The sequence below is a fragment of the Streptomyces luteolus genome, from assembly GCF_029968015.1.
Classification (GTDB): Bacteria; Actinomycetota; Actinomycetes; order Streptomycetales; family Streptomycetaceae; genus Streptomyces; species Streptomyces luteolus.
Genome location: NZ_JASCIS010000005.1, coordinates 109,975 through 132,008, shown reverse-complemented (window position 1 = coordinate 132,008; position 22,034 = coordinate 109,975). Strand labels below are relative to the sequence as shown.

The following is a 22,034-nucleotide window of genomic DNA, read 5'->3' as shown; positions in this document are numbered from 1 at the left end:
ACGACGAGGACTCCGGACCGGGCACGCTGCGTGCGGCCGTCAGAACAGCACCACCGAACGCAGCACGTCACCGCGGTGCATCCGCTCGAAGCCCTGCTCGACCTCGTCGAGAGCGATCGTCTCGGTCACGAACGACTTCAGGTCGAGCCGCCCCTGCAGGTACAGGTCGATCAGCATCGGGAAGTCGCGGCTCGGCAGGCAGTCCCCGTACCAGGACGACTTGAGCGCGCCGCCGCGTCCGAACACGTCGAGGAGCGGCAGTTCGAGCTTCATCTCCGGGGTCGGTACGCCGACGAGGACGACCGTTCCCGCCAAGTCACGGGCGTAGAAGGCCTGTTCGTAGGTCTCCGGGCGGCCGACCGCCTCGATCACCACGTCCGCGCCGAAGCCGCCGGTCAGCTCCCGGATGGCCGCCACCGGGTCGGTGTGCGTGGAGTTGACCGCGTGGCTCGCGCCCAGGCGCTTGGCGGTGTTCAGCTTGGCGTCGTCGATGTCGACGGCGATGATCAGGCTCGCGCCCGCGAGCCGGGAGCCGACGATCGCCGCGTCCCCGACACCGCCGCAGCCGATCACGGCGACGCTGTCGCCCCGGCCCACGTTCCCGGTGTTGATCGCCGCGCCGATGCCCGCCATCACGCCGCAGCCGAGCAGGCCCGCGACGGCCGGGGACGCCGCCGGGTCGACCTTCGTGCACTGTCCGGCCGCGACCAGGGTCTTCTCCGCGAACGCGCCGATGCCCAGGGCGGGGGAGAGCTCCTGGCCGGTGGCGGCGAGCGTCATCTTCTGCCCGGCGTTGTGCGTGGCGAAGCAGTACCAGGGCCGCCCGCGCCGACAGGCCCGGCAACTCCCGCACACCGCACGCCAGTTGAGGACGACGAAGTCCCCGGGCGCCACGTCGGACACGCCCTCGCCGACCGCCTCCACGATTCCGGCGGCCTCGTGGCCGAGCAGGAACGGGAACTCGTCGTTGATGCCGCCCTGCTTGTAGTGCAGATCCGTGTGGCACACCCCGCACGCCTGCACCTGTACGACGGCTTCGCCGGGGCCGGGGTCGGGGATGACGATCGTCTCGACGCGTACCGGTTCGTTCTTGCCCGGCGCGATCACTCCGCGTACTTCCTGCGCCATGTCGAACTCACATCCTTCATAAGGGGATTGCTCGGAACCGTACCGCTCTGCGGTGATCCGGCCAGGCCTGGCGAGCGACGCCTCACCGCCGTAGAGGCACCTCCCGCAGCGGGTCGCCGCCGTCGATGAACAGCCGTCCGCCGGGCGCGAGCACGGCCGCGATCCGGGCGAGGGCGCGCGCACCCGCCTCCGGGTGCCGGCCGTCCAGGGCGCCGACCCGGAACGCGTAGACGAGGTCGAACGGGCCCTCGCCCGGTCCCGCCTCGAACTCCTCGGCCGCGCACTGCCGCACCGTCAGGCGGCCCGCCGCGATCTCCTCCGCACACGCCTTCCGCGCGAGCTCCACGGCCGCCGCCGACCGGTCGATCGCCACGACGTGCCCGGTGTCAAGCCGCGCGGCCACGGCTCGCGCGGCGGCACCGGGCCCGCAGCCGATCTCCAGCACGCGCATCTGCGGTTCGAGCGGGAGCGCGTCGACGGCGCGGGCTTGGCGCGGGGAGAGGGCGGACATGGCATCGACGGTACGCCGGGCCGGGCCGTCCGGCACGGCGCCGAAATGGCTGGCGGGCGTCGGCGCGGCCTGGGTAGCGTCCCGGCTCGTGAACCCTTCCGCGACCTCTTCCGTGACACCTTCCGTGACCCCTTCCGTGCCGCCTTCCGTGACCCCTTCCGTGACCTCTTCCGTGCCCCCGTCCGGCGCTCCCGCCACGGTAGTTGAGCCGTTGCGGCCGACGCCCGGTACGCCGCGTCTGCGCACCAGGCGCCTCTGCCTCGACCCGTACGTCCCCGGGGACGAGGACGGGTTCGTCGCGCTGTTCGGGGACCCGCGGGTGCATCGGTGGATGGGCGACGGCACGTCGTCGGAGGACGCGGACCGGGCCCTGTTGGGGCGGATCTTCAGCAAGGTGTACGCGCGGCGGCTTTTCGACGTGTGGGCCGTGCGGTACGAGGGGCGGCTGGTCGGTCACGCCGAGATCAAGCCGACGGAGGAGAGCGGCGGCCACGAGCTCGTCTACGCCCTGCACCCCGACACCTGGGGCCGTGGCCTCGGGCGTGAGCTCGCCGGGGCGATCGTCGCCCACGGCTTCGGAACTCTGGGTCTGGCCGAGGTGCACGCCACCGTGGCCGCGCCGAACGAGGCCTCGCTCGCGCTGCTGCATCGGCTCGGCTTCGTCCACGTCCGCGACCTCTCCGAGGACGACGGCAGCACGACCCGGCTCCTCACCCTGCACGCCGCGCCTCCCTCCTAGGGGCGTGCCCGGCGCCGCGGGGCCGGGGGAGAGACCTTCCGGCCTCGGACCCGGACCCGGACCCAGCCCAGCTCCTCGGGCGACACGCCCGACATGCAGGGGGCGCGCGGGCCGATTACGGTCGTGGCACGTGCTCGAACCGCGAGCGCTCGGCGCACCGGCGTGAGGCAGGCCTGATGACCGAACTGGGCGGAAGGGTATCCGCGTTGATGCCGCGCGCCCGGCGGGACCTCGCGGAGCTCGTCGCCATCCCCTCGGTCGCCGACGCCCGCCAGTACCCGCCGCGCGAGTGCCGCAAGGCAGCCCAGTGGGTCGCCGACGCCTTCACGGAGGTCGGGCTCCGGGACGTGCACCTCGCCGAGACTCCCGACGGCAGCCACGCCGTCCTCGGCCACCACCCGGCCCCGAGCGGCGCCCCCACGGTGCTCCTCCACTGCCACTACGACGTGCGGGCCCCGCTCGACGACACCGCCTGGACCTCGCCGCCGTTCACGCTGACCGAGCGCGACGGTCGCTGGTACGGGCGGGGCGCCGCGGACGGCAAGGGCAGCATCGTGATGCACCTGACCGCGCTGCGGGCACTCGGCGAGGAGATCCCCGTCGGCCTGAAGTTCGTCGCGGCAGGCTCCGAGGAGCAGGGCACGGGCGGGCTTGAGGCCTACGTCGAGGAACATCCGGAGCAGTTCCTCGCCAACGCGCTCCTCCTCTGCGACACCGGCAACGCCGAGGCCGGCACCGGCGCCGCGACCATCACGCTGCGCGGCCTCGCCGACCTGCTCGTCACCGTCGCCACGCTGCGGGGCGAGGTGGACTCGGGCATGTTCGGCGGGCCCGCACCGGACGCGCTCGCCGCGCTGATCCAGATGCTGGCCACGCTGCACGACCCGGAGACCGGCGCAACCCGAGTCAACGGCCTTGACTACGAAGGCAGTTGGGACGGCGTCGGCTACGAAGAGGCCCGGTTCCGCACCGACGCGGGCGTCCTCGACGGCGTACGCCTGACCGGGACCGGAACCGTCGCCGACCGGCTGTGGGCCCGGCCCGCCGTCACCGTCCTCGGCATCGACTGCCCGCCCGCGACCGGTTCGGCCGCCGCCGGTTCGTCCGCGACCGTCCCCGCGCGCGCCCGGGCCCGCGTCAGCCTCCGCATCCCGCAGGGCGTCGATCCGGCCGCCGCGCTCGCCATGCTCACCGAGCAGCTGACCGAAGCCGCGCCCTGGGGCGCCAAGGTCACCGTAGAGCCGCAGGGCGCCGCCGCCCCGTTCCGCGCCGCGACCGACGGGCCCGCCTACGCGGCACTCGGCTCCGCGATGCGCCAGGTGTACGGACGGCCGCTCGTGTATCTCGGCCAGGGCGGCTCGATCCCGCTGTGCACGGTGCTCGCCGACGCGTTCCCGCGCGCCGAGGTCGTCCTCATGGGCGTGGCGGAGCCCCGCTGCCGGATCCACGCGCCCGACGAGAGCGTCGACCCCGCGGAGATCGAGCACATGGCGCACGTGGAGGCCCTGTTCCTACACGAGTACGCGACCGCCCGCCGCCGCTGAACAGGGCGGCCACCACAGACCGGTTCCCGGCCACCATGGGCCGGCGGACCGCGGAGCGGGCGGGGAGGTCCGTTGAGGCCCGGACTTCCCCGCCCCTCCTCGAACCAGGGCCCGTCTCCCCGATGTTTGCGGATCAGGCCGCGGCGTCTGGTGCGTGCTCTCGGCGTGCGCCCGGATCGCCCTCGTACTGGACGTACTTGGGTGATTCGGGCGTGCGGCGAGAGGGCGTGCCAGGCGTCGCGGACCCGCAAAGATCGGGGAGACGGGCCCTGCGCGTCAGCGCTGGTCCGCGAGGCGGCGGCCGCCCTCCAGGAAGGTCTTCAGGGCCGAGAGGATCATGATCCAGCCGCCGCTGACGCTCTCCAGCATCTTGCTGTCGGGGCTGTCGAAGCCGTCGTGCGTGATCGTCAACTTCACCCCGGCCGAGGCCTCCTCGGCGGGCTCGATGTCGAAGGTGACCTTGGACCGCTCCTTGACGGCCCGCTCCCACTCCTCGTCCGAGGTGATGCCGAGCATTTCGCGGTGCATGGGCTGCAGCGTGTGCCAGGTGTACGCGAGGCGCCTGCCGGGGACGGCCTCCAGGACCCGCTGGCCGAGCTCCTCCGCCTCACCGTCGGGGCCCATCTTCCACTTGACGGTCGAGCCGACCTCCCAGGTGGACTGCGGACCCCAGCCCTCCATGTACTCCTTGATGAACTCCCAGTCGGTGAGAGCCTCGTAGAGCTTCTCCGGGGTGGTCTGGATGTACGTCACGTAGACGAACTCGGGCTTGCTCATGGTGCTTCCTTCCAAATTCCGCTTGAGGCGGGAGAGGCTCGCGAGGCGGCCCCGTTCGTACTGTCCGATCCAGCGGTCGGCGATCTCCTGGATCGGGACCGGGTTGAGGTAGTGCAACTTTTCGCGACCGCGCCGGACGGTCGATATCAGCCGGGCCGACTCCAGGACCGCCAGGTGTTTGCTGACCGCCTGCCGGCTCATGCCGAGCCCCTCGCCGAGCTCTCGCAGGCTCTGCCCGTTGCGGTCGTTCAGCCGGTCGAGCAGTGCCCGGCGACTCGGATCGGCGAGTGCGCGGAACACGTCGTCCATCGTCACGTCCGCCATTATAGGCAACCATTTGGTTGCCCTTCAAGTGTCGCTGTACGGGCACCGACGGGTCGGGGCGTATGCGGGACTCAGGCCGTCCAGTGGCCGGGGCGCGTCACCGTGTCCGGGAGCTGGGTGTGCTCGTCGCCGCGCGCCGCGTTGACCTGCGCCTGGGTCAGGAACAGCGCGCCGCGCAGGTCGGCGCCGGACAGGTCGGCGTCCCGCAGGTCGGCGCCGATGACATCGGCCGTGCGCAGGTCCGCGCCCGCGAGGTCGGCGGCGATCAGGAGGGCGCCGCGGAGGTTGGCGCAGCGCAGGTCGGCATGGCGGAATCGGGCGCCGATGAGGTCGGCGCCGCGGTGATTCTTGTTCTTGCGCGGCTTCTTGCCGGGGTTCCTGCCCGGATTCCGGCCTGGCTTCTGACCGTACTTCTGGCCGTGCTTCTGGCCTTCCTTCTGGCCTTCCTTCTGGCCTTCCTTCTGGTTCGTCGTCCGGCCCGGCCTCTCGTCCGGTTCGGCGGCGCGCGCCAGTTCGCTCGCGCGCAGCAGCAGGACGTTGATCTCGCCGCGCAGCTCGGCCACGTCGACCGCGATCACCGTCTCGGCGTCGGCGCGCGTCAGGGCCCGTACGTCGTCGAGGGCGCGCCGGAGGTCCGCCCGCAGGGGCCGGGAGGTCGGCAGGGCCAGGGCCTCGTTCACGTACCAGAGGAGTTCGTGCAGGTGGCGCATCACCGGGAACACCGCGAACATCTGCCGCGAGCTGTCCGGCTCGGCCCGCCAGTCGCGGCCGCCGAACGTCACCTGCGAGACCTGCTGGCCGGCGCCGAAGCAGTCGTACACCGTGCAGCCCGGGTAGCCGCTCTCGCGCAGCCGGGCGTGGATGCCGCAGCCGAAGTCAGTGCGCAGATTGCCGCAGGGCGTGCCCGCGGCCTTGTCCGCCGCGAAGTCCGAGGAGGCCGCGAAGGGGAGGGCCACGCAGCAGAGCCCGAAGCAGCTGGCGCAGTCCGCCTTCAGCTCGTCCCGGGCGATTCCGGCCGCCGAGGGCTCCGCTGCGGCGCGGCGGTCAGGGGCGGCGGCGGACGCGGACTGCTTCGACAAGGCGGTGGGTCTCCAGATGCGGGACGTGGCGGGCGGCGTGCGGCGTGCGGCGCGCTCGGGCGGAACGGGAACGCCGGACGTTCATTGTCCCCGACCGGCGCCGCCGCCCCGCACCGGGAGAGCCCCCGCCGCCCCGCACCGGGAGAGCCCGGGTCAGCGCTCGCGCGCCGCCCCGGTCAGCCCTCGCGTGCGGTGCGCCTGCGCGCCAGGACGTCCTCCACGTCGTACGGCTTGATGCCGAGCGGTGGGCCAGGCGGCGGGCGGAGGAGCATGCTGGTGATCTTCTTGTTGATCTCCGTCAGGATCTTGCGCGCGGTCGCCTCGGTCGGTGCCGCCTCCGCCGCCGCGAGCGCGTCCTCGGCCTCCTTGCGCAGAGCGAGGGCGGGCGGAAGCACCGAGACGTTCTCGCGGCGCATCTTCTCTTTCAGCCACCACTGCTCGTCGTAGGGACGGTCGAGGTCGGGGAGCGGCCGGCCGATGCCCGGCAGCTCCGCGAAGTCGCCGCGCTGCTCCGCCTCCCGGATCTGCTTGTCGACCCAGGACTCGAAGCTGACGCCGGGGGGGTTTCCGCTCGGTCATCGTGCGCTCCTCACGAAGGGTTCAGCGGGTTGCCTGCGCGTATCCCCACGGTACGCCGGGCGGTCACCGAGTGCGGCGGACGTGGGCCGCGCCCGTACGGCGGTCTCCGTACGGTTACCGCGTGATTCGCGTAGGGTTCGGCCGGGAAATGGCGCGATGTCGCCCCAACGTCCCGGATGGGGACGTAGGTTGGCGGTGCGGGGGAGTGTGACGGCGCAATCGGTGCGTTTCAGGCCGAGTGGCGCCGTACCGTACCCCAGGGGGCACACGAGCACGGACCGCGCACGCGGCCGGGTTCGCGCGCATCGACACGGGCCCTCGCCCGACAGCCGGACGGAGGAGCGATGTCCACGCAGAGCCACCGCCTGACCATCACCGAGCTGTCCGCCCGGCAGGAGTCAGCCGTGCTGCGCGTCAGCGGTGAACTCGACCACAACGTCGAGCAGTTCTTCCTCAGCACCCTCGGCGCGAGCGTCGCCGCCGGTCGTGTGCACCTCGTCCTGGACGTCACGGCCCTCGCGTTCTGCGACTCGCGCGGCCTCAACTGTCTGCTCGCCATCCGCTGGCTGCTCGCCCGGCGCGACGGTCTGCTGGTCCTCGCGGGCGTGGGCCGTCGCCTCGCCGAACTCCTCGCCCAGACCGGAAGCACGGAGCTGCTGCCCGCGCGTCGCACCGTCGCCCTGGCGCTCGCCGAGCTCCCCGAGGGGCACCGCCCCGACTGGCCGCCGCACCGTGACGACACCGGCGCGCAGGAGACCCGCGCACCGGTCGGCGAGGGCTGAGCCCGCTCGCGACGCCGAGCACGGGCCGACCGAGCCCGCTCGCGGCGCCGAGCACTGGCCGAAACGCCGACTATCCGTGGCTGATCGACCAACTGGTCCCTTGTATACGTCAGTTGAAGGGATGAACCGGCGAGCTCTGGACAGGCGATGCACGCGGGCACCGTGTCCGTCCGCGAACGCAAGGCACTCGCAGGCATCCGACGATCGAAGGGTTCTCCCACATCGTGCGACCGGCCCAGGAGTTCGGCGACAACCCCGTCGCAGTCAGGCAAACCGGCCACTACACGGAGGAATACGTTCCCAGCTTCGTCGAGAAGTGGGACTCGCTCATCGACTGGCAGAAACGAGAGGAGAGCGAAGGCAATTTCTTCGTCGATCTGCTGCGCAAACGAGGCGTGAAGAGCGTCCTCGACGTGGCGACCGGCACCGGCTTCCACTCCGTGCGGCTGCTCGCCGCCGGCTTCGAGACCGTCAGCGCCGACGGCAGCGCGGAGATGCTCTCCAAGGCCTTCGCCAACGGCATGAAGGACGGCGGCCACATCATGCGTGTGGTGCAGGCCGACTGGCGCTGGCTCAACCGCGACGTGCACGGCGAGTACGACGCCATCGTGTGCCTCGGCAACTCCTTCACGCACCTCTTCGCCGAACGCGACCGCCGCAAGGCCCTCGCCGAGTTCTACGCGATGCTCAAACACGACGGCATCCTCGTCCTCGACCAGCGCAACTACGACGCGATCCTCGACGACGGCTACACCAGCAAGCACAAGTACTACTACTGCGGCGAGGACGTCGAGGTGGAGCCGGAGTACGTCGACGACGGCCTGTGCCGCATGCGGTACCGGTTCCCGGACGAGTCCGTGTACCACCTCAACATGTTCCCGCTGCGCAGGGACTACACCCGCAGACTCATGACCGACGTGGGCTTCCAGCGGGTCGAGACGTACGGCGACTTCCAGCACACCTACCGGGGTGAGCAGCCCGACTTCTTCGTGCACGTAGCGGAGAAGGAGTACCGCGCCGACGACACCGACGCCCGCTACTCCGGCGCTGTCAGCACCGCCCGTACGTACTACAACTCACCCGACGCCGACACGTTCTACGCCAAGGTGTGGGGCGGCGAGGACATCCACATCGGCCTGTACGAGCAGCCCGGCGAACCCATCGCCGACGCGAGCCGACGCACGGTCGAGCGGATGGCCGGCAAACTCCCGCTGACGAAGGACTCCGTGGTCCTCGACCTCGGCTCCGGCTACGGCGGGTCCGCCCGGCTGCTCGCCGAGCGGTACGGCTGCAAGGTGCTCGCCCTCAACCTCAGCGAGGTCGAGAACCAGCGGCACCGCCAGCTGAACGCGGCCCGCGGCCTCACCGACCGCATCGAGGTCGTGGACGGCTCCTTCGAGAGCATCCCGTACGGAGACGCCGAGGTCGACGTCGTCTGGTCCCAGGACGCCTTCCTGCACAGCGGCAACCGCGCCACGGTGCTCCGGGAGATAGCCCGCGTCCTCAAACCGGGCGGCCGGCTGATCTTCACCGACCCGATGGCCGCGGACGACTGCCCGCCCGGGGTGCTCCAGCCGATCCTGGACCGGATCCACCTCGACGACATGGGCTCACCCGGCTTCTACCGCGCCGAACTGAGCGCCCTCGGCTTCACCCCCGGCGACGCGGCCGACGCGGACGGCTTCGAGGAGCATCGCGAGCAACTCTCCACGCACTACGCGCGCGTGCTCGCGGAAACCACCCGCCAGGAGAAGGAGGGCCTCGCCCGCGAGGTGAGCCACGACTACCTCGCCCAGATGAAGAAGGGCCTCGGCCACTGGGTCGACGGCGGCCGGCGCGGACATCTGACGTGGGGGATCTTCCACTTCGTGCGCGGCTGAGGTGTGCGGGGGTGGCGGCGCCCACCGAGAGTTCGGAGATGCGCCGCCGTCCCCTGTCCCAAGTGGCCTGCGAGACACAACATGTGACGGCAATTCAGCAGCTGCTTGCACCCATCCCGGCGTGCCGCGATATTGATCCCTTGCCGAGTCGCCACACCGTGCCCGGGTGCTGCCGCAGGGACAGGCCGTCGCGGAGCGACGAGAGGCGCTGTACCCGTAGAGGTCAGCGGCGCGACTCGTCGGGCCCGCCGGACGGGTCCTGGGCGAGGGGGAGGTCGTCCTCGGCGGGGTCGACCGCGACCGCTTCTTCCGCCAACTCATGGTGTACGGAGGCCTGGTGGTCGTCGTCGTACCTGCTGCGGTGTGGCTGGTGCTCGTGGTACCAGATTGGGCATGACCTCTTACCAGGACCAGGACCAGGACCAGGACCAGGACCAGGACCAGGACCAGGAACAGGGCCAGGAACAGGAACAGGACGCGCGCGTCGCCCCACCGAAGCTCGGCGGCGAACGCGAGACTCTGCGGGCCTTCCTCGACCACCAGCGGGCCACCCTCGCCCTGAAGTGCGCGGGCCTGACCGACGACGAACTGCGCCGGCGATCCATGCCAACCTCGACCCTGACCCTGCTCGGCCTCGTACGACACCTGGCTGAGGTCGAACGCGCCTGGTTCCGCCGCCCGTTCGAGGACCAGGACGCCCCGATGGTGTGGTCCGACGAGATCGACTTCCAGGCCGCGTACGACGTGCGCGCCTCGACCCGCGCCGAGGCCTTCGCCGCCTGGGAGGCCGAGGTCGAGACCTCGCGCCGCGTCGAGCGCGCCGCCGACTCCCTCGACGTGGCCGGATTTCAGCCACGTTGGGGCGAGGAGGTGTCCCTGCGCATGGTGATGGTCCACGTCCTGCTCGAGTACGGCCGCCACAACGGCCACGCCGACTTCCTGCGGGAAGGGATCGACGGGGCGGTGGGAGCGTAACCTTCTGAGGCTGAACTTCCTTTCCGTATAGGGATGTTGAGCGGCGTGGCCTGTTAGCGGGAGAACGCCGAACGCCAATTTCCGGTCCATTGCCCGGACTCAATCACGCACGCGATCACCGGAGTCGTAAAGCGGGGTGCGTGCCGCCGGGGCACGGCATATGCCCGCCGTGTCGTGCCTTCGGCGAATTCCCGAAGAAGGCCCGCCGCCAGGCCCACCGCCAGGCCCGCCGCGAGTTCGACGTCCTCACCGAAAATGCCCAACCGGACTGTATTGTCCGGGAGTTGTGAACGAAACCCATTCCACCGGCTATTCCGGCAGGTGGACTTCCCGGCCCCGCTCGATTCGCGCAGCCGGAACGCGCTCTATGGTGTGCCCTGCTCTGCCGGTGGTTTTCCCGGCACAGTGGAACGGGCAAGCCACAGTGGGCCAAGAGAAGAGGGGGAACCGTGATCATCTGGATCAACGGTGCGTTCGGTGCGGGCAAGACCTCCGCCGCACGGGACCTTGTCGAACTGATCCCGAACAGCACGCTCTTCGACCCCGAGGTCATCGGCCGCGGGCTGCGCCACCTGTTGCCCCAGAAGCATCTGGACGAAGTGAGCGACTTCCAGGACCTGACGATCTGGCGACGCCTCGTCGTCGACACCGCCGCGGCACTCCTCCACGAGGTCGGCGGTGTCCTCGTCGTCCCCATGACCCTGCTGCGCCAGGAGTACCGCGACGAGATCTTCGGCGGCCTCGCCGCCCGCCGTATCGCCGTACGCCATGTGCTGCTCACCCCGGCTGAAACGATCCTGCGCGCACGTATAGCCGACCGGCCCGCACCAGAGTGGGCGTACGACCACATCGAGCCGTACCGGGCGGCGCTGGCCGGTTGGCTCACCTGCGACGCCCATCCCGTCGACACCAGCGCCCTCACTCCGTACGAGACCGCAGAGCGGATCGCCGAGGCCGTCCGCAGCTCGGATCTCGGGCTCTGCGACATCGTGCAGACCCCCGAGCCCACCTCCGAGACCCTCGCCTCGGGCGTGCTGCTCTTCGACGAGCGGGACCGGGTGCTGCTCGTCGACCCCACCTACAAGCCCGGCTGGGAGTTCCCGGGCGGCGTCGTCGAGTCCGGCGAGGCCCCGGCGGCGGCCGGGGTGCGCGAGGTCGCCGAGGAGACCGGCATCCGACTCGACCGGCTGCCCGGCCTGTTGCTCATCGACTGGGAGGCGCCCCAGCCTCCGGGATACGGCGGGATGCGGCTGCTCTTCGACGGCGGGCGGCTCGACAGCGCCGCCACCGAGCGTGTCCTGCTGCCCGGCCCCGAACTCCGTGACTGCCGTTTCGTCACCGAACAGGAGGCGGCGCGCCTGCTGCCCCCGGTGCGCTACGAGCGGCTGCGCTGGGCCCTGCGCGCGAGGAGGCAGGGCCGGCCGCTGTACCTGGAGGCGGGAGTGCCGGTCGGAACCCCCCGGGACACGGGCTGAGCCCGGGACTCCACGGACACGGCCCAGGGCCCAGGGCCCAGGGCCCGCAGAGATAGGGGAGACGCCCCTAGAAACCGCTGCCGACCGCTAGTAACCGCTGCCGACCGCCCACCTCAGCATCGACGCGGGGTCGGCGTGCGCGCCCTCCTGGAAGGCGTCGTCGTACGCCTGGTCGCCCAGGAGGGCGCGGGCCGTCCGCTCGCCCTCGTCCCGCAGCGGCGCGACCTCCGGTGTGCCGCGCTGGGGGTGCCCGACCACCTGCCAGAAGCGGTCACCCGTGCCGTAGGCGAGCGCCGACCCCTCCCCGTCACCGGCCGCGGCGAACGCCGCCGACAGCATGTCGAGCCCCAGGGCGATGCCGAAGCTGTCCCCGATCTGCTGCTTCGAGGCAAGCATCGAGCGGGCGTGCCGGACCGCCGCATCGGCGTCGCCCTCGCTCAGGGCGATCACACAGAGCTGGTAGTCCGCGTACGACCGGGTCCAGTGCTCCCCGTCCGTCACACATGTCTCGCGCAGCAACTGCGCCTCCCGCCGGGCCTGTTGGAGCAGGCCGGACGCGGTCAGCCCGAAGACCCGGACGAGCCGGCACATCAACGCGGGCCCCGACGCCCTGCCCCCGACAGGAGCACCGGCGCGCGGCAGGGCCTCGTCGACCAGGTCGAGGGCCGCCGCGGCCCGCCCTTCGAGGAGGTTGCTCAGCCCGTGCAGATACCCGGCCCGCAGAAGGCCCGCCTCGTCCCCCGCGAGCCGGGCCTCGCTCAGGCATGCCGACGCCAGGCCGTGCCCCGCCGCGTAGTCGCCCTGGAGGATGTGGGTCAGACCGAGCGCCCACAGCCCGTGCACGCGCATCGGGCCGCCCAGGGTGCTCGCGGACAGGGCGCGTTCGACATAGCGCTGCGCCTCGTGGAGATGGCCGCAGCACATCCAGAAGAAGCCGACCAGAGCGGTGAGTTCCAGCGCTTCGTCGGGCCGGTGCTCCAGGAGATGGTCGGCGGCCGCGCACAGGTCCGGGTACGGCTCGCGGATCGTGCGGTACCACGCCGCCTGCTCCGGGCCCGCCCACGCCGCGTCCGCGCTGCGGACCAGCTCGAGGAAGTGCGCGGCGTGCCGGTCGGCCGCCCGGTCCACCTCGCCGAGCTCCTCCAGCCACAGCCGGCCGTACTCCCGGACGGTGTCGAGGACGCGGTGCCGGCCCCGGTCGTGCACGACGACCGACTTGTCGACGAGGCCGTCGAGCGCGCGGTACACATCGGCCACGGTCAGCGGTCCACCGGCACACACCGCCGCCGCCGTCCCCGCGTCGAAGTGGCCGCGTACGACGGAGAGCCGTGCCCAGAGCAGCCGTTCGGCCGGGGTGCACAGCTCATGGCTCCAGCCGAGCGCGGTGCGCAGCGCGTCATGGCGCCGGGGCACCACGGGACGTACGCCCGAGTCCTGCCGGTCCAGGCCGAGCCGTGGCCGCATCAGGGTCTCTTCGAGCGTGCTGTGGCCGAGCTGCCCGGCCGCCAGCTCCAGGGCGAGCGGCAGCCCGTCCAGGTGCTCGCACAACTCCCGTACCCGCTCGGTGGCTTCGCCGTTCGCCAGCGGGTGCCCGGCCTCCGCGGCGCGGTACGTGAACAGCTCGACGGCGTCGGTCGCACCCGGCAGCGGGTCGACCCGGATCACCCGCTCACCGTCGAGATGCAGCGGCTCACGGCTGGTCACCAGGACCGTCAGCCGCGGGCAGGCGGTCAGCAGCGCGGCCACGAGGCGGCGGCAGGCGTCGAGGAGATGCTCACAGGAGTCGAGGACGAGCAGGACCGGACGCGCGCCGATCCAGCTGGACAGCACTTCGAGGGGCATCCGCGGCGTGTGGTCGGAAAGCCCGCAGGCGTCGGCCACCACAGCCGCGAGGAGATCCTCGCCCTGGAGGGGCCACAGGTCCGCCCAGCAGACGGTGCCCACGTCCGGCGGGAGCCCCTCGCCGATCCGCTGCCGCGCGAGGCGGGACTTGCCCACCCCGCCGACCCCCGTCAAGGTCACCAGCCGATGCTGCTCAAGTGCGCTGCCCAGACGGGTCAGTTCCCTGCCTCGACCCACGAACACGCTCAGTCCTCCAGCGTTCTGCACCGGTTCAGGCGGGCAGCCGGGTGGCGCCGAGCCGGACACCGGCCCGCTCCGCCGCGGCCATGACCTCGGGGTCCGACAGGTGCTCCGTACGTACGACCACGTCGATCCCCGCGGGCGTCACCAGGGACTTGGCGAACGTGATGACCGCCCACGACCCGTCCTCGGCGATCTCCGCCACCTCCCAGACGCTGGTCAACGGCGCGAGCACACCGCGCCCGCGCCAGCGGAAGGCGGTGCCCGCCCGGCCGGGGAGCCGGGTGTCCGTTCCCACGATGCGACGCTCCCGGCCACGGGCCCGGTAGGACACCACGTCGCGCAGGCGGGCCGCACCGCCGCGTTCCGGCAACGGCGCGTACGTGAACGTCGCCCCACTGCGCCGGCCCGTCAGCCACATGGGAAACGTGGACCAGACGATGCGCCAGGAGCCGACCAGACGTTCCGTGGGCAGGCCGAGGGATTCCATGGGGCCGAGCCTACGGATGATCCGCAGCCGAGCACAGCCGGGTGAGCACACCGGCACGGTTCCGGACAGGGCGCGTGCCCGGGCGCGGGCGCGGGCGCGCGCCCTGTCCGGGCGTGGCTCGACCCGTCACGTATGCGGGCGTGGCTCAACTCGTCGCGTACTTCTGCAGGAACAGCGCCTCCGTCACCGAAAGGCGCTCCAACTCCTCCGGGGAGACGCTCTCGTTGACCGCGTGGATCTGCGCCTGCGGCTCGCTCAGACCGATCAGCAGGATCTCCGCGTTCGGGTAGAGGGAGCTGAGCGTGTTGCACAGCGGGATCGAGCCGCCCTGCCCCGCGTACTGCATCTCCTCACCGGGGTACGCGATCCGCATGGCCTCCGCCATCGCCGCGTACGCCGGGCTCTTGGTGTCCGCGCGGAACGGCTGGCCCTGACCGATCTGCTCGGTGCGGACGCGCGCGCCCCACGGCGTGCGCGCCTCCAGGTGTGTGCGCAGCAGCCTCGTGGCCTCGGCGGCGTCCACGCCCGGCGGCACCCGCAGGCTGATCAGCGCCCGCGCGCCCGCCTGCACCGAAGGTGTCGCGCCCACCACGGGCGGGCAGTCGATGCCGAGCACGGTGACCGCGGGTCGCGCCCAGATCCGGTCGGCGACAGTGCCCTCACCGATCAGCTCCACGCCCTCCAGAACCTTCGCGTCCTTGCGGAAGTCGCCCTCCGCGTACTGCAGTCCGTCCCACACCTGCCCGCCGTCCAGGCCGTCCACGGTCGTCGAACCGTCCTCGGCGCGCAGCGAGTCGAGCACCCGCACAAGGGCCGCCAGAGCGTCCGGAGCGGCACCGCCGAACTGGCCCGAGTGCAGATTGCCCTCCAGGGTGTCCACTTCGACCCGTACGAGCGTCATCCCGCGCAGCGTCGACGTCACCGTCGGCAGCCCCACCCGGAAGTTGCCGCTGTCCCCGATCACGATCGAGTCGGCCTTCAGGAGCTCGGGGTGAGCCTCCGCGTACCGCTCAAGTCCGCCGGTGCCCTGCTCCTCGGAGCCCTCCGCGATGAACTTGACGTTCACCGGCACCCCGCCGTCCGCCTTCAGGGCGCGCAGCGCCAGCAGATGCATGACGACGCCGCCCTTGCAGTCCGCTGCCCCGCGCCCGTACCAGCGCCCGTCCCGCTCGACGAGTTCGAACGGCGGGGTCGCCCAGGCCGCCTCGTCCAGGGGCGGCTGCACGTCGTAGTGCGCGTAGAGGAGAACGGTCGGGGCGTCCGCGGGGCCGGGCAGGAAGCCGTACACCGACTGCGTGCCGTCCGGGGTGTCCAGGAGCGCCACGTCCTGGAAGCCCTCCGCGCGCAGCGCGTCCGCCACCCAGTTCGCGGCGGCCTCGCTCTCGCTCCTCGGGAACTGCGTGAAGTCCGCCACCGACTTGAACGCCACCAGCTCGGCCAGCTCCTGCCGCGCGCGCGGCAAGAGGGAGGCGACGGTCTCGGCGATCTGCTGCGACGGCATGGGCACGCTCCTTGTGGGTGCGACGTTGTGTACGTATGGGTGCGTGTGCGCACCTCGAATACGGGCTCGATCTTCCCACAGGCGGGTGTGATCGGTGCCCGCCGTAGGATGCCGTGGACAGCGGCGGAAGACAGCTGGATCGGAGCAGCAGCCCATCGTGAGCAGCGAGAACTCGAGCGAGAAGCCGGCCGACGAGCGGCGGGAGCAGCCGGGCACGGGACCGGACGAGCCGGGCACGGGACCGGACGGCACGACCCCCGAGGAGGCGCGATCGCCCGAGGGGGCGCGATCGCCCGAGGCGGACCGGGGCGCGGAGGCGGAGCGCGACGTGTGGGACGTGATCGTCGTCGGTGCCGGCCCCGCGGGAGCCTCCGCCGCCTACGCGGCCGCTGTCGCCGGACGCCGCGTGCTCCTCCTGGAGAAGGCCGAACTGCCCCGGTACAAGACATGCGGCGGCGGCATCATCGGCCCCTCGCGCGACTCCCTGCCGCCCGGCTTCGAACTGCCCCTGCGCGACCGGGTGCACGCCGTCACCTTCTCCCTCGACGGCAAGTACGCGCGTACGCGCCGCTCGAAGCAGATGCTCTTCGGCCTCATCAATCGGCCCGAGTTCGACCAGGGGCTCGTCGAGGCCGCGCAGAAGGCGGGTGCCGAACTGCGCACCGGCGCCACCGTCTCGCGGGTGGAGCAGCACGGACCGGCGGTGCCCGACCGGCGCACGGCGGCGGTCGTCCTCTCCGAAGGCGAGACCCTCCTCGCGCACGCCGTGGTCGGCGCCGACGGCAGCGCCAGCCGCATAGGGGCGCACGTCGGCGTCAAGCTCGACCAGGTCGACCTCGGACTGGAGGCGGAGATCCCGGTTCCGGAGACGGTCGCCGAGGACTGGGCGGGCCGCGTCCTCATCGACTGGGGCCCGATGCCCGGCAGCTACGGCTGGGTCTTCCCCAAGGGTGACACTCTCACCGTCGGCGTGATCTCCGCCCGCGGCGAAGGCGCCGCCACCAAGCGGTACTTGGAGGACTTCATCGCCCGCCTCGGCCTCGCCGGTTTCGAGCCGAGCATCTCCTCCGGGCACCTGACGCGCTGCCGCAGCGACGACTCCCCGCTCTCCCGCGGCCGTGTCCTGGTCTGCGGTGACGCGGCGGGCCTCCTGGAGCCGTGGACCCGCGAGGGCATCTCGTTCGCGCTGCGTTCCGGGCGGCTCGCGGGGGAGTGGGCGGTCCGGGTCGCGGAGGCGCACGACGCGGTCGACACCCGCAGGCAGGCCCTCAACTACGCCTTCGCCGTACGAGCGGGCCTCGGCGTGGAGATGAGCCTGGGCCGGCGCATGCTGAGCGTCTTCGAACGCCGCCCGGGACTGCTGCACGCGGTCCTCACCGGCTTCCGCCCCGCGTGGAACGCCTTCGCGAAGATCACCCGAGGCTCCACGTCCCTCACGGAGATCGTCCGCACCCATCCGCTGGCCCGGCGCGCCCTCTCCACACTCGACCGGGAGGAGAAGCAGGGGGTGCGGGAGGGGGCTGCGGAATCGGCGTAGGCGGACGCCGGCCCGGGCCGAGGGGATCGCGTCCTGGCGTCTGCGTCCCGCCGCGCCGTCAGTCCTGGACCGTGATCCGGAACACCGGGTGGTCCGGCCCGGCGGCGAGCAGTACGGCGTCGTCGGACTTGGCCGTGACGCCCTTGAAGTACCCGTTGACCTCCCAGCCCCAGCGCTCCAGATAGCCGCGCAGAATCTCGACCTTCGCCCCGTCGTCGGCGATCTCGGTGGCCGTGAACCGGCGCACCCTGCGTCCGACCCGCAGCTCACCCCCGCCCGCGGCCCGCATATTCCGCACCCACTGCGAATGCCCACGCGCGGACACGAGGTACTGCTCACCGCCGTGCCGGAACGGGTTGACCGGCAGGCGCAACAGCTTGCCGCTCTTCCGCCCGACCACGGACAGTTCGGCCGAGCCCGCAAGGCTGATCCCGTGCCGGGCCAGCCAGCCGATCACGCGGTTCAGGCGCGCGGCTACGGCACCGGCCCGCAGGTAGTAGGGCTGGTGTGACTTGGACGGCTGCGGGGTGGAGTGCTGCGGGGTGGGGTTCGGGGTGGGGTTCGGGGTGGAGTGTGCGGTGGAGTGCGGGGTGGGGTGCGCGGGCGTTGTGGAAGTCATCGCGGGATCCGTTCTCGAGGGAAACTGTGAGCACTGCTCTCGCTTGTGAGCAGTGTTCCACGTTCGTGCGCCGCAGGGCAAGAGCAGTGCTCTCTTTTGCGAGCGCTGCTCTCGTGTTGGATCGCCGCTCTCGTATCGGACCGCCGCTCTCGTATCGGACCGCTGCTCTCGTATCGGACCGCTGCTCTCGTATCGGACCGCCGCTCTCGTCTCAGTGCACCGCTCGCAAATAAGTGCACCGCTCACAACTGAGTGCACCGCTCACATTCGAGTGCGCCGCTCTGCCAGACTGCCCCCATGACGAGCCGCAACAAGCCCCCCGCCCAGCCCTCCGCCCAGCGCTCCACCCAGTCCCCCGCCCAGCGCCCCACCCGGCCTCGCCCCAGCACCCCCGCAGCCAAGGCGGAAGAGCCCAAACCCCTCGGTGCCCGAGCCCGAGCGCGGGCCGAGGTCACCGGTGCGATCAAGGACGAGGCCCGTCGACAGCTCGCCGACGAGGGCGCGGCGAAACTCTCCCTGCGTGCCGTCGCCCGTGAACTCGGCATGGTCTCGTCGGCGCTCTACCGCTACTTCCCGAGCCGCGACGAGCTCCTCACCGCCCTGATCGTCGACGCGTACGACTCGCTCGGAGCCGCCGCCGAGGGCGCGCACGCACGTGCCGTACGAGCCGAGGCGGCACCGCGGGAGCGCTGGCTCGCGGTGTGTCGGGCGGTGCGGGAGTGGGCGGTGGCGTATCCGCACGAGTACGCGTTGATCTACGGTTCGCCCGTGCCCGGCTACAGCGCTCCGCGCACCACGGTCGGCCCGGCGTCGCGGGTCGGCCTGCTGCTCGTCACCGTCGTACGGGAAGCCGCGCAGGGACCCGGCGTGCAGGTGCCGGGCGGCGGCGAGACGCTGCGGGACGAGGCGTTGCGGGACGAGGCCGAGCGGCTCGCCGCCGACCTCGCGCCGGACCTGCCGCCCGCGGTGGTCGTGGCGCTCACGGCGGCGTGGTCGCAGCTGTTCGGCCTGGTGTCGTTCGAGGTGTTCGGCCAGTTCAACCGGATCGTCGAGGACCGCCCGGTCTTCTTCGACCAGGCGGTGTCCCAACTCGCCCGCTCCGTGGGCCTGATGGACGACTGACCGCCCGCGCACGCCGGGCCCCGGGCAGCCGCGGGCGGGCCGCCCGCCACCACCCCCCGCGTACTCCCCGTACTCCCCAGGAAGTACCCCCGAAGACCGCGCACGGCGGACGTCGGGGTGGGAGGTCCGGTCTAGCGTGGCCGGTATGGACGAGCAACAGCAGCACACCCGGAGGCCGGGCGGCCCGGTGCTCTGGCGGCACGCGGGGCCGCCCGGTCTGCGGCGCTGGGACGACGGTGAGCAAGGGGCGGCGGACGGGGACCGGCTGCCCTGGGTCTCGACGCTCTTCGTGACCGTGTTCCTGCAGGTCGGATCAGGTTTCGCGGAGCATGGCCAGATCGGCGACCGGACGCCGCTCGACGGTTACGGCCGGGCGTTGCTGCTTGTCGCCGGAGTGATCCTGCTGCTGCGCAACCGCTTCCCGGTGGCCGTGGCCTTCGCGGCGTCGGCGGTCACATTGGTCTACCTCGGGGCGGGGTATCCGTACGGCCCGGTGTTCCTGAGCGCGGCGCTCGCCTGCTTCGCCGCCGTGGTCGCCGGGCACCGGCACGCGGCGTGGGGAGCGCTCGGCCTGCTCTGGGCCGGGCATCTGCTGATCTCGCACTGGCTGTACGCGTGGCTGCCGCCGGACGGGGACGACGCGGCGCCCTGGGCGCAGGAACTCCTCGTCGTGGCCTGGGTGGTGGCGATCCTCGCGCTGTCCGAGCTGGTGCGCGTCCGCCGTCAGCAGTGGGCCAGGGAGCGCGCGGAACGGCAGCAGGCCGCGAAGCGCCGCGCCGACGAGGAGCGGCTGCGGATCGCCCGCGAGCTGCACGACGTACTGGCGCACTCGATCTCCGTGATCAACGTCCAGGCGGGCGTAGGACTCGCGCTCCTCGACAGCGACCCGGAGCAGGCGCGTACGGCACTGACCACCATCAAGTCGGCCAGCAAGGAGGCGCTCGGGGAGGTGCGGCAGGTGCTCGACACCCTGCGCACGCCGGGGGACGCGCCCCGTGCTCCCGCGCCCGGCCTGGACCGCCTGCCGGAGCTGGTCGAGCAGGCGGCGAGCGCGGGCCTCACCGTGGAAGTCGTCCGCGAGGGACGGGAGTCGGCCTTGGCTCCCGGCGCCGATCTGGCCGCGTTCCGGATCGTGCAGGAGGCGCTCACCAACGTCGTACGCCACTCCGGTTCGCGCCGTGCGTCCGTACGGGTGCGGCACACCGGAGCGGCCGTGGAGCTGACCGTCGACGACGACGGGCCCGCGACCCGTACCGACGCGGGCGGCAGCGGCAACGGCCTGGCCGGAATGCGGGAGCGCGCCGCCGCCCTGGGTGGCACGATCGAGGCGGGCCCGCGCCCGGACGGCGGTTTCCGGGTACGGGCCGTCCTGCCGCAGCGCTCCGAGGGGAAAACGACGTGATCCGCGTACTGCTCGCAGACGACCAGGTGCTCGTACGAGCCGGATTCAAGGCGCTGCTCGACGCCCAGTCGGACATCGAGGTCGCGGGGGAGGCGGCCGACGGCGAGGAGGCGGTGCGCCTGGTGCGCGAACTGCGGCCGGACGTGGTCCTGATGGACATCCGCATGCCGCGGCTCGACGGCCTCGCCGCGACCCGCGCCGTCACCGGGGATCCGGACCTGGAGCAGGTCAAGGTGGTCATGCTCACCACCTTCGAGCTGGACGAGTACGTCTTCGAGGCGATCCGCTCCGGCGCCTCCGGCTTCCTCGTCAAGGACACCGAACCCGATGAACTGCTGCGCGCGGTAAGGGCGGTGGTGCACGGTGACGCACTGCTCTCGCCCGGCGTGACCAGGCGCCTTATCGGCGAGTTCGCGGCCCGCTCCAAGGAGCCCGCGGCCGCGGACGCGCTGAGCGAACTCACCGAGCGGGAGCGGGAGGTGATGGCGCTCGTCGGCATCGGCCTGTCCAACGAGGAGATCGCCCGCCGCCTGGTCGTCAGCCCGCTCACCGCGAAGACGCACGTCAGCCGCACGATGGTCAAGCTGGGCGCCCGCGACCGCGCCCAACTGGTCGTCCTCGCCTACGAGTCGGGGCTTGTCCGGCCGGGCTGGCTGGGCTGACGCCCAAGGGGTCCGGCACGCCCTCGGCGTCCGAGGGCCCTGGGATCAGCCGACCGCGGATGTCTCCCGCCACACCCGCGCGAGGCCCGGGTCACCGGTGAGCCGAGGGGCCGGAAGCCGGTTCCACAGCGACAGGTAGACCCGCGCGGCCGGTCCGCTCAACTCGCAGTCCGCCTCGCCCTCCTCGTCGCGCGTGGTGACCGGGGCGTCCTGCGAGAGCCGTACGGTCCACACGTCGTCGGTGTCGGTGGCACGCACCCGGAGCACGGCGGGCTTCTCCGTACGGACCTTGCTGCGCTGGCGGGCGTGGAAGCCGCGCAGGAGTTCGTCGATGCCGTCGGCGGCGAAGCCGGGGGAGATCGCCACATGGCTCGTGCTCCGGCGGGCCGACTCGGCGTCCACCCGGTGCACGGTCGTCTCGTGCGCCTGCCGCCGCGCCCAGAACGCCAGCGGGGACGGCGCGGGCAGGAACGTCCAGCAGTCCAGGTCGGCCGGGGCCGAGGTGAGCGCGTCGACGAGCGCGGCGTGGCCGGTGCGGAACCAGTCGAGCAGCTCCGTCCCGTCGAGGTCGGGGAGGCCGCCGTCGGGGTGGTACGAGGTGTGCCCCTCGACGACGTACGCGGTGGCCCAGCGGTGCACCATGCCCGTGTGCCGCAGCAGGTCGCGGACCTGCCAGCCGGGGCAGGTGGACACGGCCGCGCCGGGCCCGGCCTCCTCCGCGGCGTGGGCGAGCAGCCGGCCTTCCCGGTCCAGGACTTGGACGTGTTCGACAGTCTTCATGGCCAGATCATGCCCCCGGTTCGAGTGGCTAGGCGGAACGGTCCCA

Annotated in this window: 19 protein-coding genes and 1 pseudogene; 10 read left to right on the top strand and 10 right to left on the bottom strand. The window is 72.1% G+C overall.

Annotated features, from left to right (window positions below):
• Positions 1-39: 39 nt before the first annotated feature.
• On the bottom strand, positions 40-1,128 hold the full coding sequence (locus tag QIT00_RS06600) for an S-(hydroxymethyl)mycothiol dehydrogenase (protein WP_282534147.1): 1,089 nt from the start codon (positions 1,126-1,128) through the stop codon (positions 40-42).
• Between the two features lie 82 nt (positions 1,129-1,210).
• Positions 1,211-1,639: an SAM-dependent methyltransferase gene (locus QIT00_RS06595; protein WP_282534146.1), complete on the bottom strand. Its 429-nt coding sequence runs from the start codon at positions 1,637-1,639 to the stop codon at positions 1,211-1,213.
• A gap of 211 nt (positions 1,640-1,850) precedes the next feature.
• Between QIT00_RS06595 and QIT00_RS06590 the strand changes: the two genes are divergently transcribed.
• Together QIT00_RS06590 and QIT00_RS06585 are read left to right on the top strand one after the other, a co-directional pair.
• Positions 1,851-2,378, top strand: coding sequence for a GNAT family N-acetyltransferase (locus QIT00_RS06590; protein ID WP_282534299.1), 528 nt, complete (start codon positions 1,851-1,853; stop codon positions 2,376-2,378).
• A gap of 176 nt (positions 2,379-2,554) precedes the next feature.
• Positions 2,555-3,922, top strand: coding sequence for a dipeptidase (locus tag QIT00_RS06585; protein WP_282534145.1), 1,368 nt, complete (start codon positions 2,555-2,557; stop codon positions 3,920-3,922).
• 276 nt (positions 3,923-4,198) lie between these two features.
• Here the strand turns inward: QIT00_RS06585 and QIT00_RS06580 are convergent, their stop codons facing one another.
• From QIT00_RS06580 to QIT00_RS06570, 3 genes and pseudogenes are all read right to left on the bottom strand, one after another.
• Complete coding sequence (locus QIT00_RS06580) at positions 4,199-5,008, bottom strand: ArsR/SmtB family transcription factor (protein ID WP_282534298.1); 810 nt, start codon at positions 5,006-5,008, stop codon at positions 4,199-4,201.
• A gap of 86 nt (positions 5,009-5,094) precedes the next feature.
• On the bottom strand, positions 5,095-6,033 hold the full coding sequence (locus QIT00_RS06575) for a pentapeptide repeat-containing protein (RefSeq protein WP_282534297.1): 939 nt from the start codon (positions 6,031-6,033) through the stop codon (positions 5,095-5,097).
• Between the two features lie 245 nt (positions 6,034-6,278).
• Positions 6,279-6,681 (bottom strand): annotated as a pseudogene (locus QIT00_RS06570) (DnaJ family domain-containing protein).
• Between the two features lie 344 nt (positions 6,682-7,025).
• On the opposite strand from QIT00_RS06570, the gene QIT00_RS06565 reads away from it, so the two are divergent.
• The 4 genes from QIT00_RS06565 (at position 7,026) to QIT00_RS06550 (ending at position 11,793) form a co-directional block, all read left to right on the top strand.
• On the top strand, positions 7,026-7,463 hold the full coding sequence (locus QIT00_RS06565) for an STAS domain-containing protein (protein WP_282534144.1): 438 nt from the start codon (positions 7,026-7,028) through the stop codon (positions 7,461-7,463).
• Between the two features lie 224 nt (positions 7,464-7,687).
• Complete coding sequence (locus tag QIT00_RS06560; protein WP_282534143.1) at positions 7,688-9,343, top strand: glycine/sarcosine N-methyltransferase; 1,656 nt, start codon at positions 7,688-7,690, stop codon at positions 9,341-9,343.
• Positions 9,344-9,736: 393 nt separating this feature from the next.
• On the top strand, positions 9,737-10,318 hold the full coding sequence (locus QIT00_RS06555; protein ID WP_282534142.1) for a DinB family protein: 582 nt from the start codon (positions 9,737-9,739) through the stop codon (positions 10,316-10,318).
• Positions 10,319-10,767: 449 nt separating this feature from the next.
• Positions 10,768-11,793, top strand: a complete 1,026-nt coding sequence (locus QIT00_RS06550; protein ID WP_282534141.1) for an NUDIX hydrolase — start codon at positions 10,768-10,770, stop codon at positions 11,791-11,793.
• 87 nt (positions 11,794-11,880) lie between these two features.
• On the opposite strand, the gene QIT00_RS06545 is transcribed toward QIT00_RS06550, so the two are convergent.
• The 3 genes from QIT00_RS06545 to QIT00_RS06535 all read right to left on the bottom strand — a co-directional run bounded on the left by QIT00_RS06545 (position 11,881) and on the right by QIT00_RS06535 (position 15,866).
• Positions 11,881-13,815, bottom strand: a complete 1,935-nt coding sequence (locus tag QIT00_RS06545) for an ATP-binding protein (protein ID WP_282534140.1) — start codon at positions 13,813-13,815, stop codon at positions 11,881-11,883.
• Between the two features lie 91 nt (positions 13,816-13,906).
• Positions 13,907-14,365 carry a hypothetical protein gene (locus QIT00_RS06540; RefSeq protein WP_282534139.1) on the bottom strand — a complete coding sequence of 153 codons (459 nt, stop codon included), beginning with the start codon at positions 14,363-14,365 and terminating at the stop codon, positions 13,907-13,909.
• A gap of 145 nt (positions 14,366-14,510) precedes the next feature.
• Entirely contained in the window at positions 14,511-15,866 is a 1,356-nt protein-coding gene (locus QIT00_RS06535) for a dipeptidase (RefSeq protein ID WP_282534138.1), read from the bottom strand.
• A gap of 328 nt (positions 15,867-16,194) precedes the next feature.
• On the opposite strand from QIT00_RS06535, the gene QIT00_RS06530 reads away from it, so the two are divergent.
• The gene (locus QIT00_RS06530) at positions 16,195-17,403 is read left to right on the top strand and encodes a geranylgeranyl reductase family protein (RefSeq protein ID WP_282534296.1); all 1,209 of its coding nucleotides are present in this window, start codon (positions 16,195-16,197) and stop codon (positions 17,401-17,403) included.
• 58 nt (positions 17,404-17,461) lie between these two features.
• On the opposite strand, the gene QIT00_RS06525 is transcribed toward QIT00_RS06530, so the two are convergent.
• Positions 17,462-18,022 carry a nitroreductase family deazaflavin-dependent oxidoreductase gene (locus tag QIT00_RS06525; protein ID WP_282534137.1) on the bottom strand — a complete coding sequence of 187 codons (561 nt, stop codon included), beginning with the start codon at positions 18,020-18,022 and terminating at the stop codon, positions 17,462-17,464.
• A gap of 297 nt (positions 18,023-18,319) precedes the next feature.
• Here QIT00_RS06525 and QIT00_RS06520 point away from each other — a divergent pair, with 297 nt between their 5' ends.
• The 3 genes from QIT00_RS06520 (at position 18,320) to QIT00_RS06510 (ending at position 21,208) form a co-directional block, all read left to right on the top strand.
• The gene (locus QIT00_RS06520) at positions 18,320-19,144 is read left to right on the top strand and encodes a TetR/AcrR family transcriptional regulator (RefSeq protein WP_282534136.1); all 825 of its coding nucleotides are present in this window, start codon (positions 18,320-18,322) and stop codon (positions 19,142-19,144) included.
• A gap of 145 nt (positions 19,145-19,289) precedes the next feature.
• Positions 19,290-20,546, top strand: coding sequence for a sensor histidine kinase (locus tag QIT00_RS06515; protein ID WP_282534135.1), 1,257 nt, complete (start codon positions 19,290-19,292; stop codon positions 20,544-20,546).
• Complete coding sequence (locus QIT00_RS06510) at positions 20,543-21,208, top strand: response regulator transcription factor (RefSeq protein WP_282534134.1); 666 nt, start codon at positions 20,543-20,545, stop codon at positions 21,206-21,208. The genes QIT00_RS06515 and QIT00_RS06510 overlap by 4 nt, the downstream gene beginning before the upstream one ends.
• Positions 21,209-21,253: 45 nt before the next feature.
• Here the strand turns inward: QIT00_RS06510 and QIT00_RS06505 are convergent, their stop codons facing one another.
• A complete protein-coding gene (locus tag QIT00_RS06505; protein ID WP_282534133.1) occupies positions 21,254-21,988 on the bottom strand; it encodes a maleylpyruvate isomerase family mycothiol-dependent enzyme in 735 nt (244 codons plus the stop codon).
• Positions 21,989-22,034: the final 46 nt, after the last annotated feature.

Excerpts from the sequence above, each read along its gene's own strand:
- QIT00_RS06555 (WP_282534142.1), top strand. The coding sequence starts at position 9,737 with ATGACCTCTTACCAGGACCAGGACCAGGACCAGGACCAGGACCAGGAC.
- QIT00_RS06540 (WP_282534139.1), bottom strand. The coding sequence starts at position 14,365 with ATGGAATCCCTCGGCCTGCCCACGGAACGTCTGGTCGGCTCCTGGCGC.
- QIT00_RS06585 (WP_282534145.1), top strand. The coding sequence starts at position 2,555 with ATGACCGAACTGGGCGGAAGGGTATCCGCGTTGATGCCGCGCGCCCGG.
- QIT00_RS06525 (WP_282534137.1), bottom strand. The coding sequence starts at position 18,022 with ATGACTTCCACAACGCCCGCGCACCCCACCCCGCACTCCACCGCACAC.
- QIT00_RS06520 (WP_282534136.1), top strand. The coding sequence starts at position 18,320 with ATGACGAGCCGCAACAAGCCCCCCGCCCAGCCCTCCGCCCAGCGCTCC.
- QIT00_RS06535 (WP_282534138.1), bottom strand. The coding sequence starts at position 15,866 with ATGCCGTCGCAGCAGATCGCCGAGACCGTCGCCTCCCTCTTGCCGCGC.
- QIT00_RS06600 (WP_282534147.1), bottom strand. The coding sequence starts at position 1,128 with ATGGCGCAGGAAGTACGCGGAGTGATCGCGCCGGGCAAGAACGAACCG.
- QIT00_RS06515 (WP_282534135.1), top strand. The coding sequence starts at position 19,290 with ATGGACGAGCAACAGCAGCACACCCGGAGGCCGGGCGGCCCGGTGCTC.
- QIT00_RS06580 (WP_282534298.1), bottom strand. The coding sequence starts at position 5,008 with ATGGACGACGTGTTCCGCGCACTCGCCGATCCGAGTCGCCGGGCACTG.
- QIT00_RS06595 (WP_282534146.1), bottom strand. The coding sequence starts at position 1,639 with ATGTCCGCCCTCTCCCCGCGCCAAGCCCGCGCCGTCGACGCGCTCCCG.
- QIT00_RS06565 (WP_282534144.1), top strand. The coding sequence starts at position 7,026 with ATGTCCACGCAGAGCCACCGCCTGACCATCACCGAGCTGTCCGCCCGG.
- QIT00_RS06505 (WP_282534133.1), bottom strand. The coding sequence starts at position 21,988 with ATGAAGACTGTCGAACACGTCCAAGTCCTGGACCGGGAAGGCCGGCTG.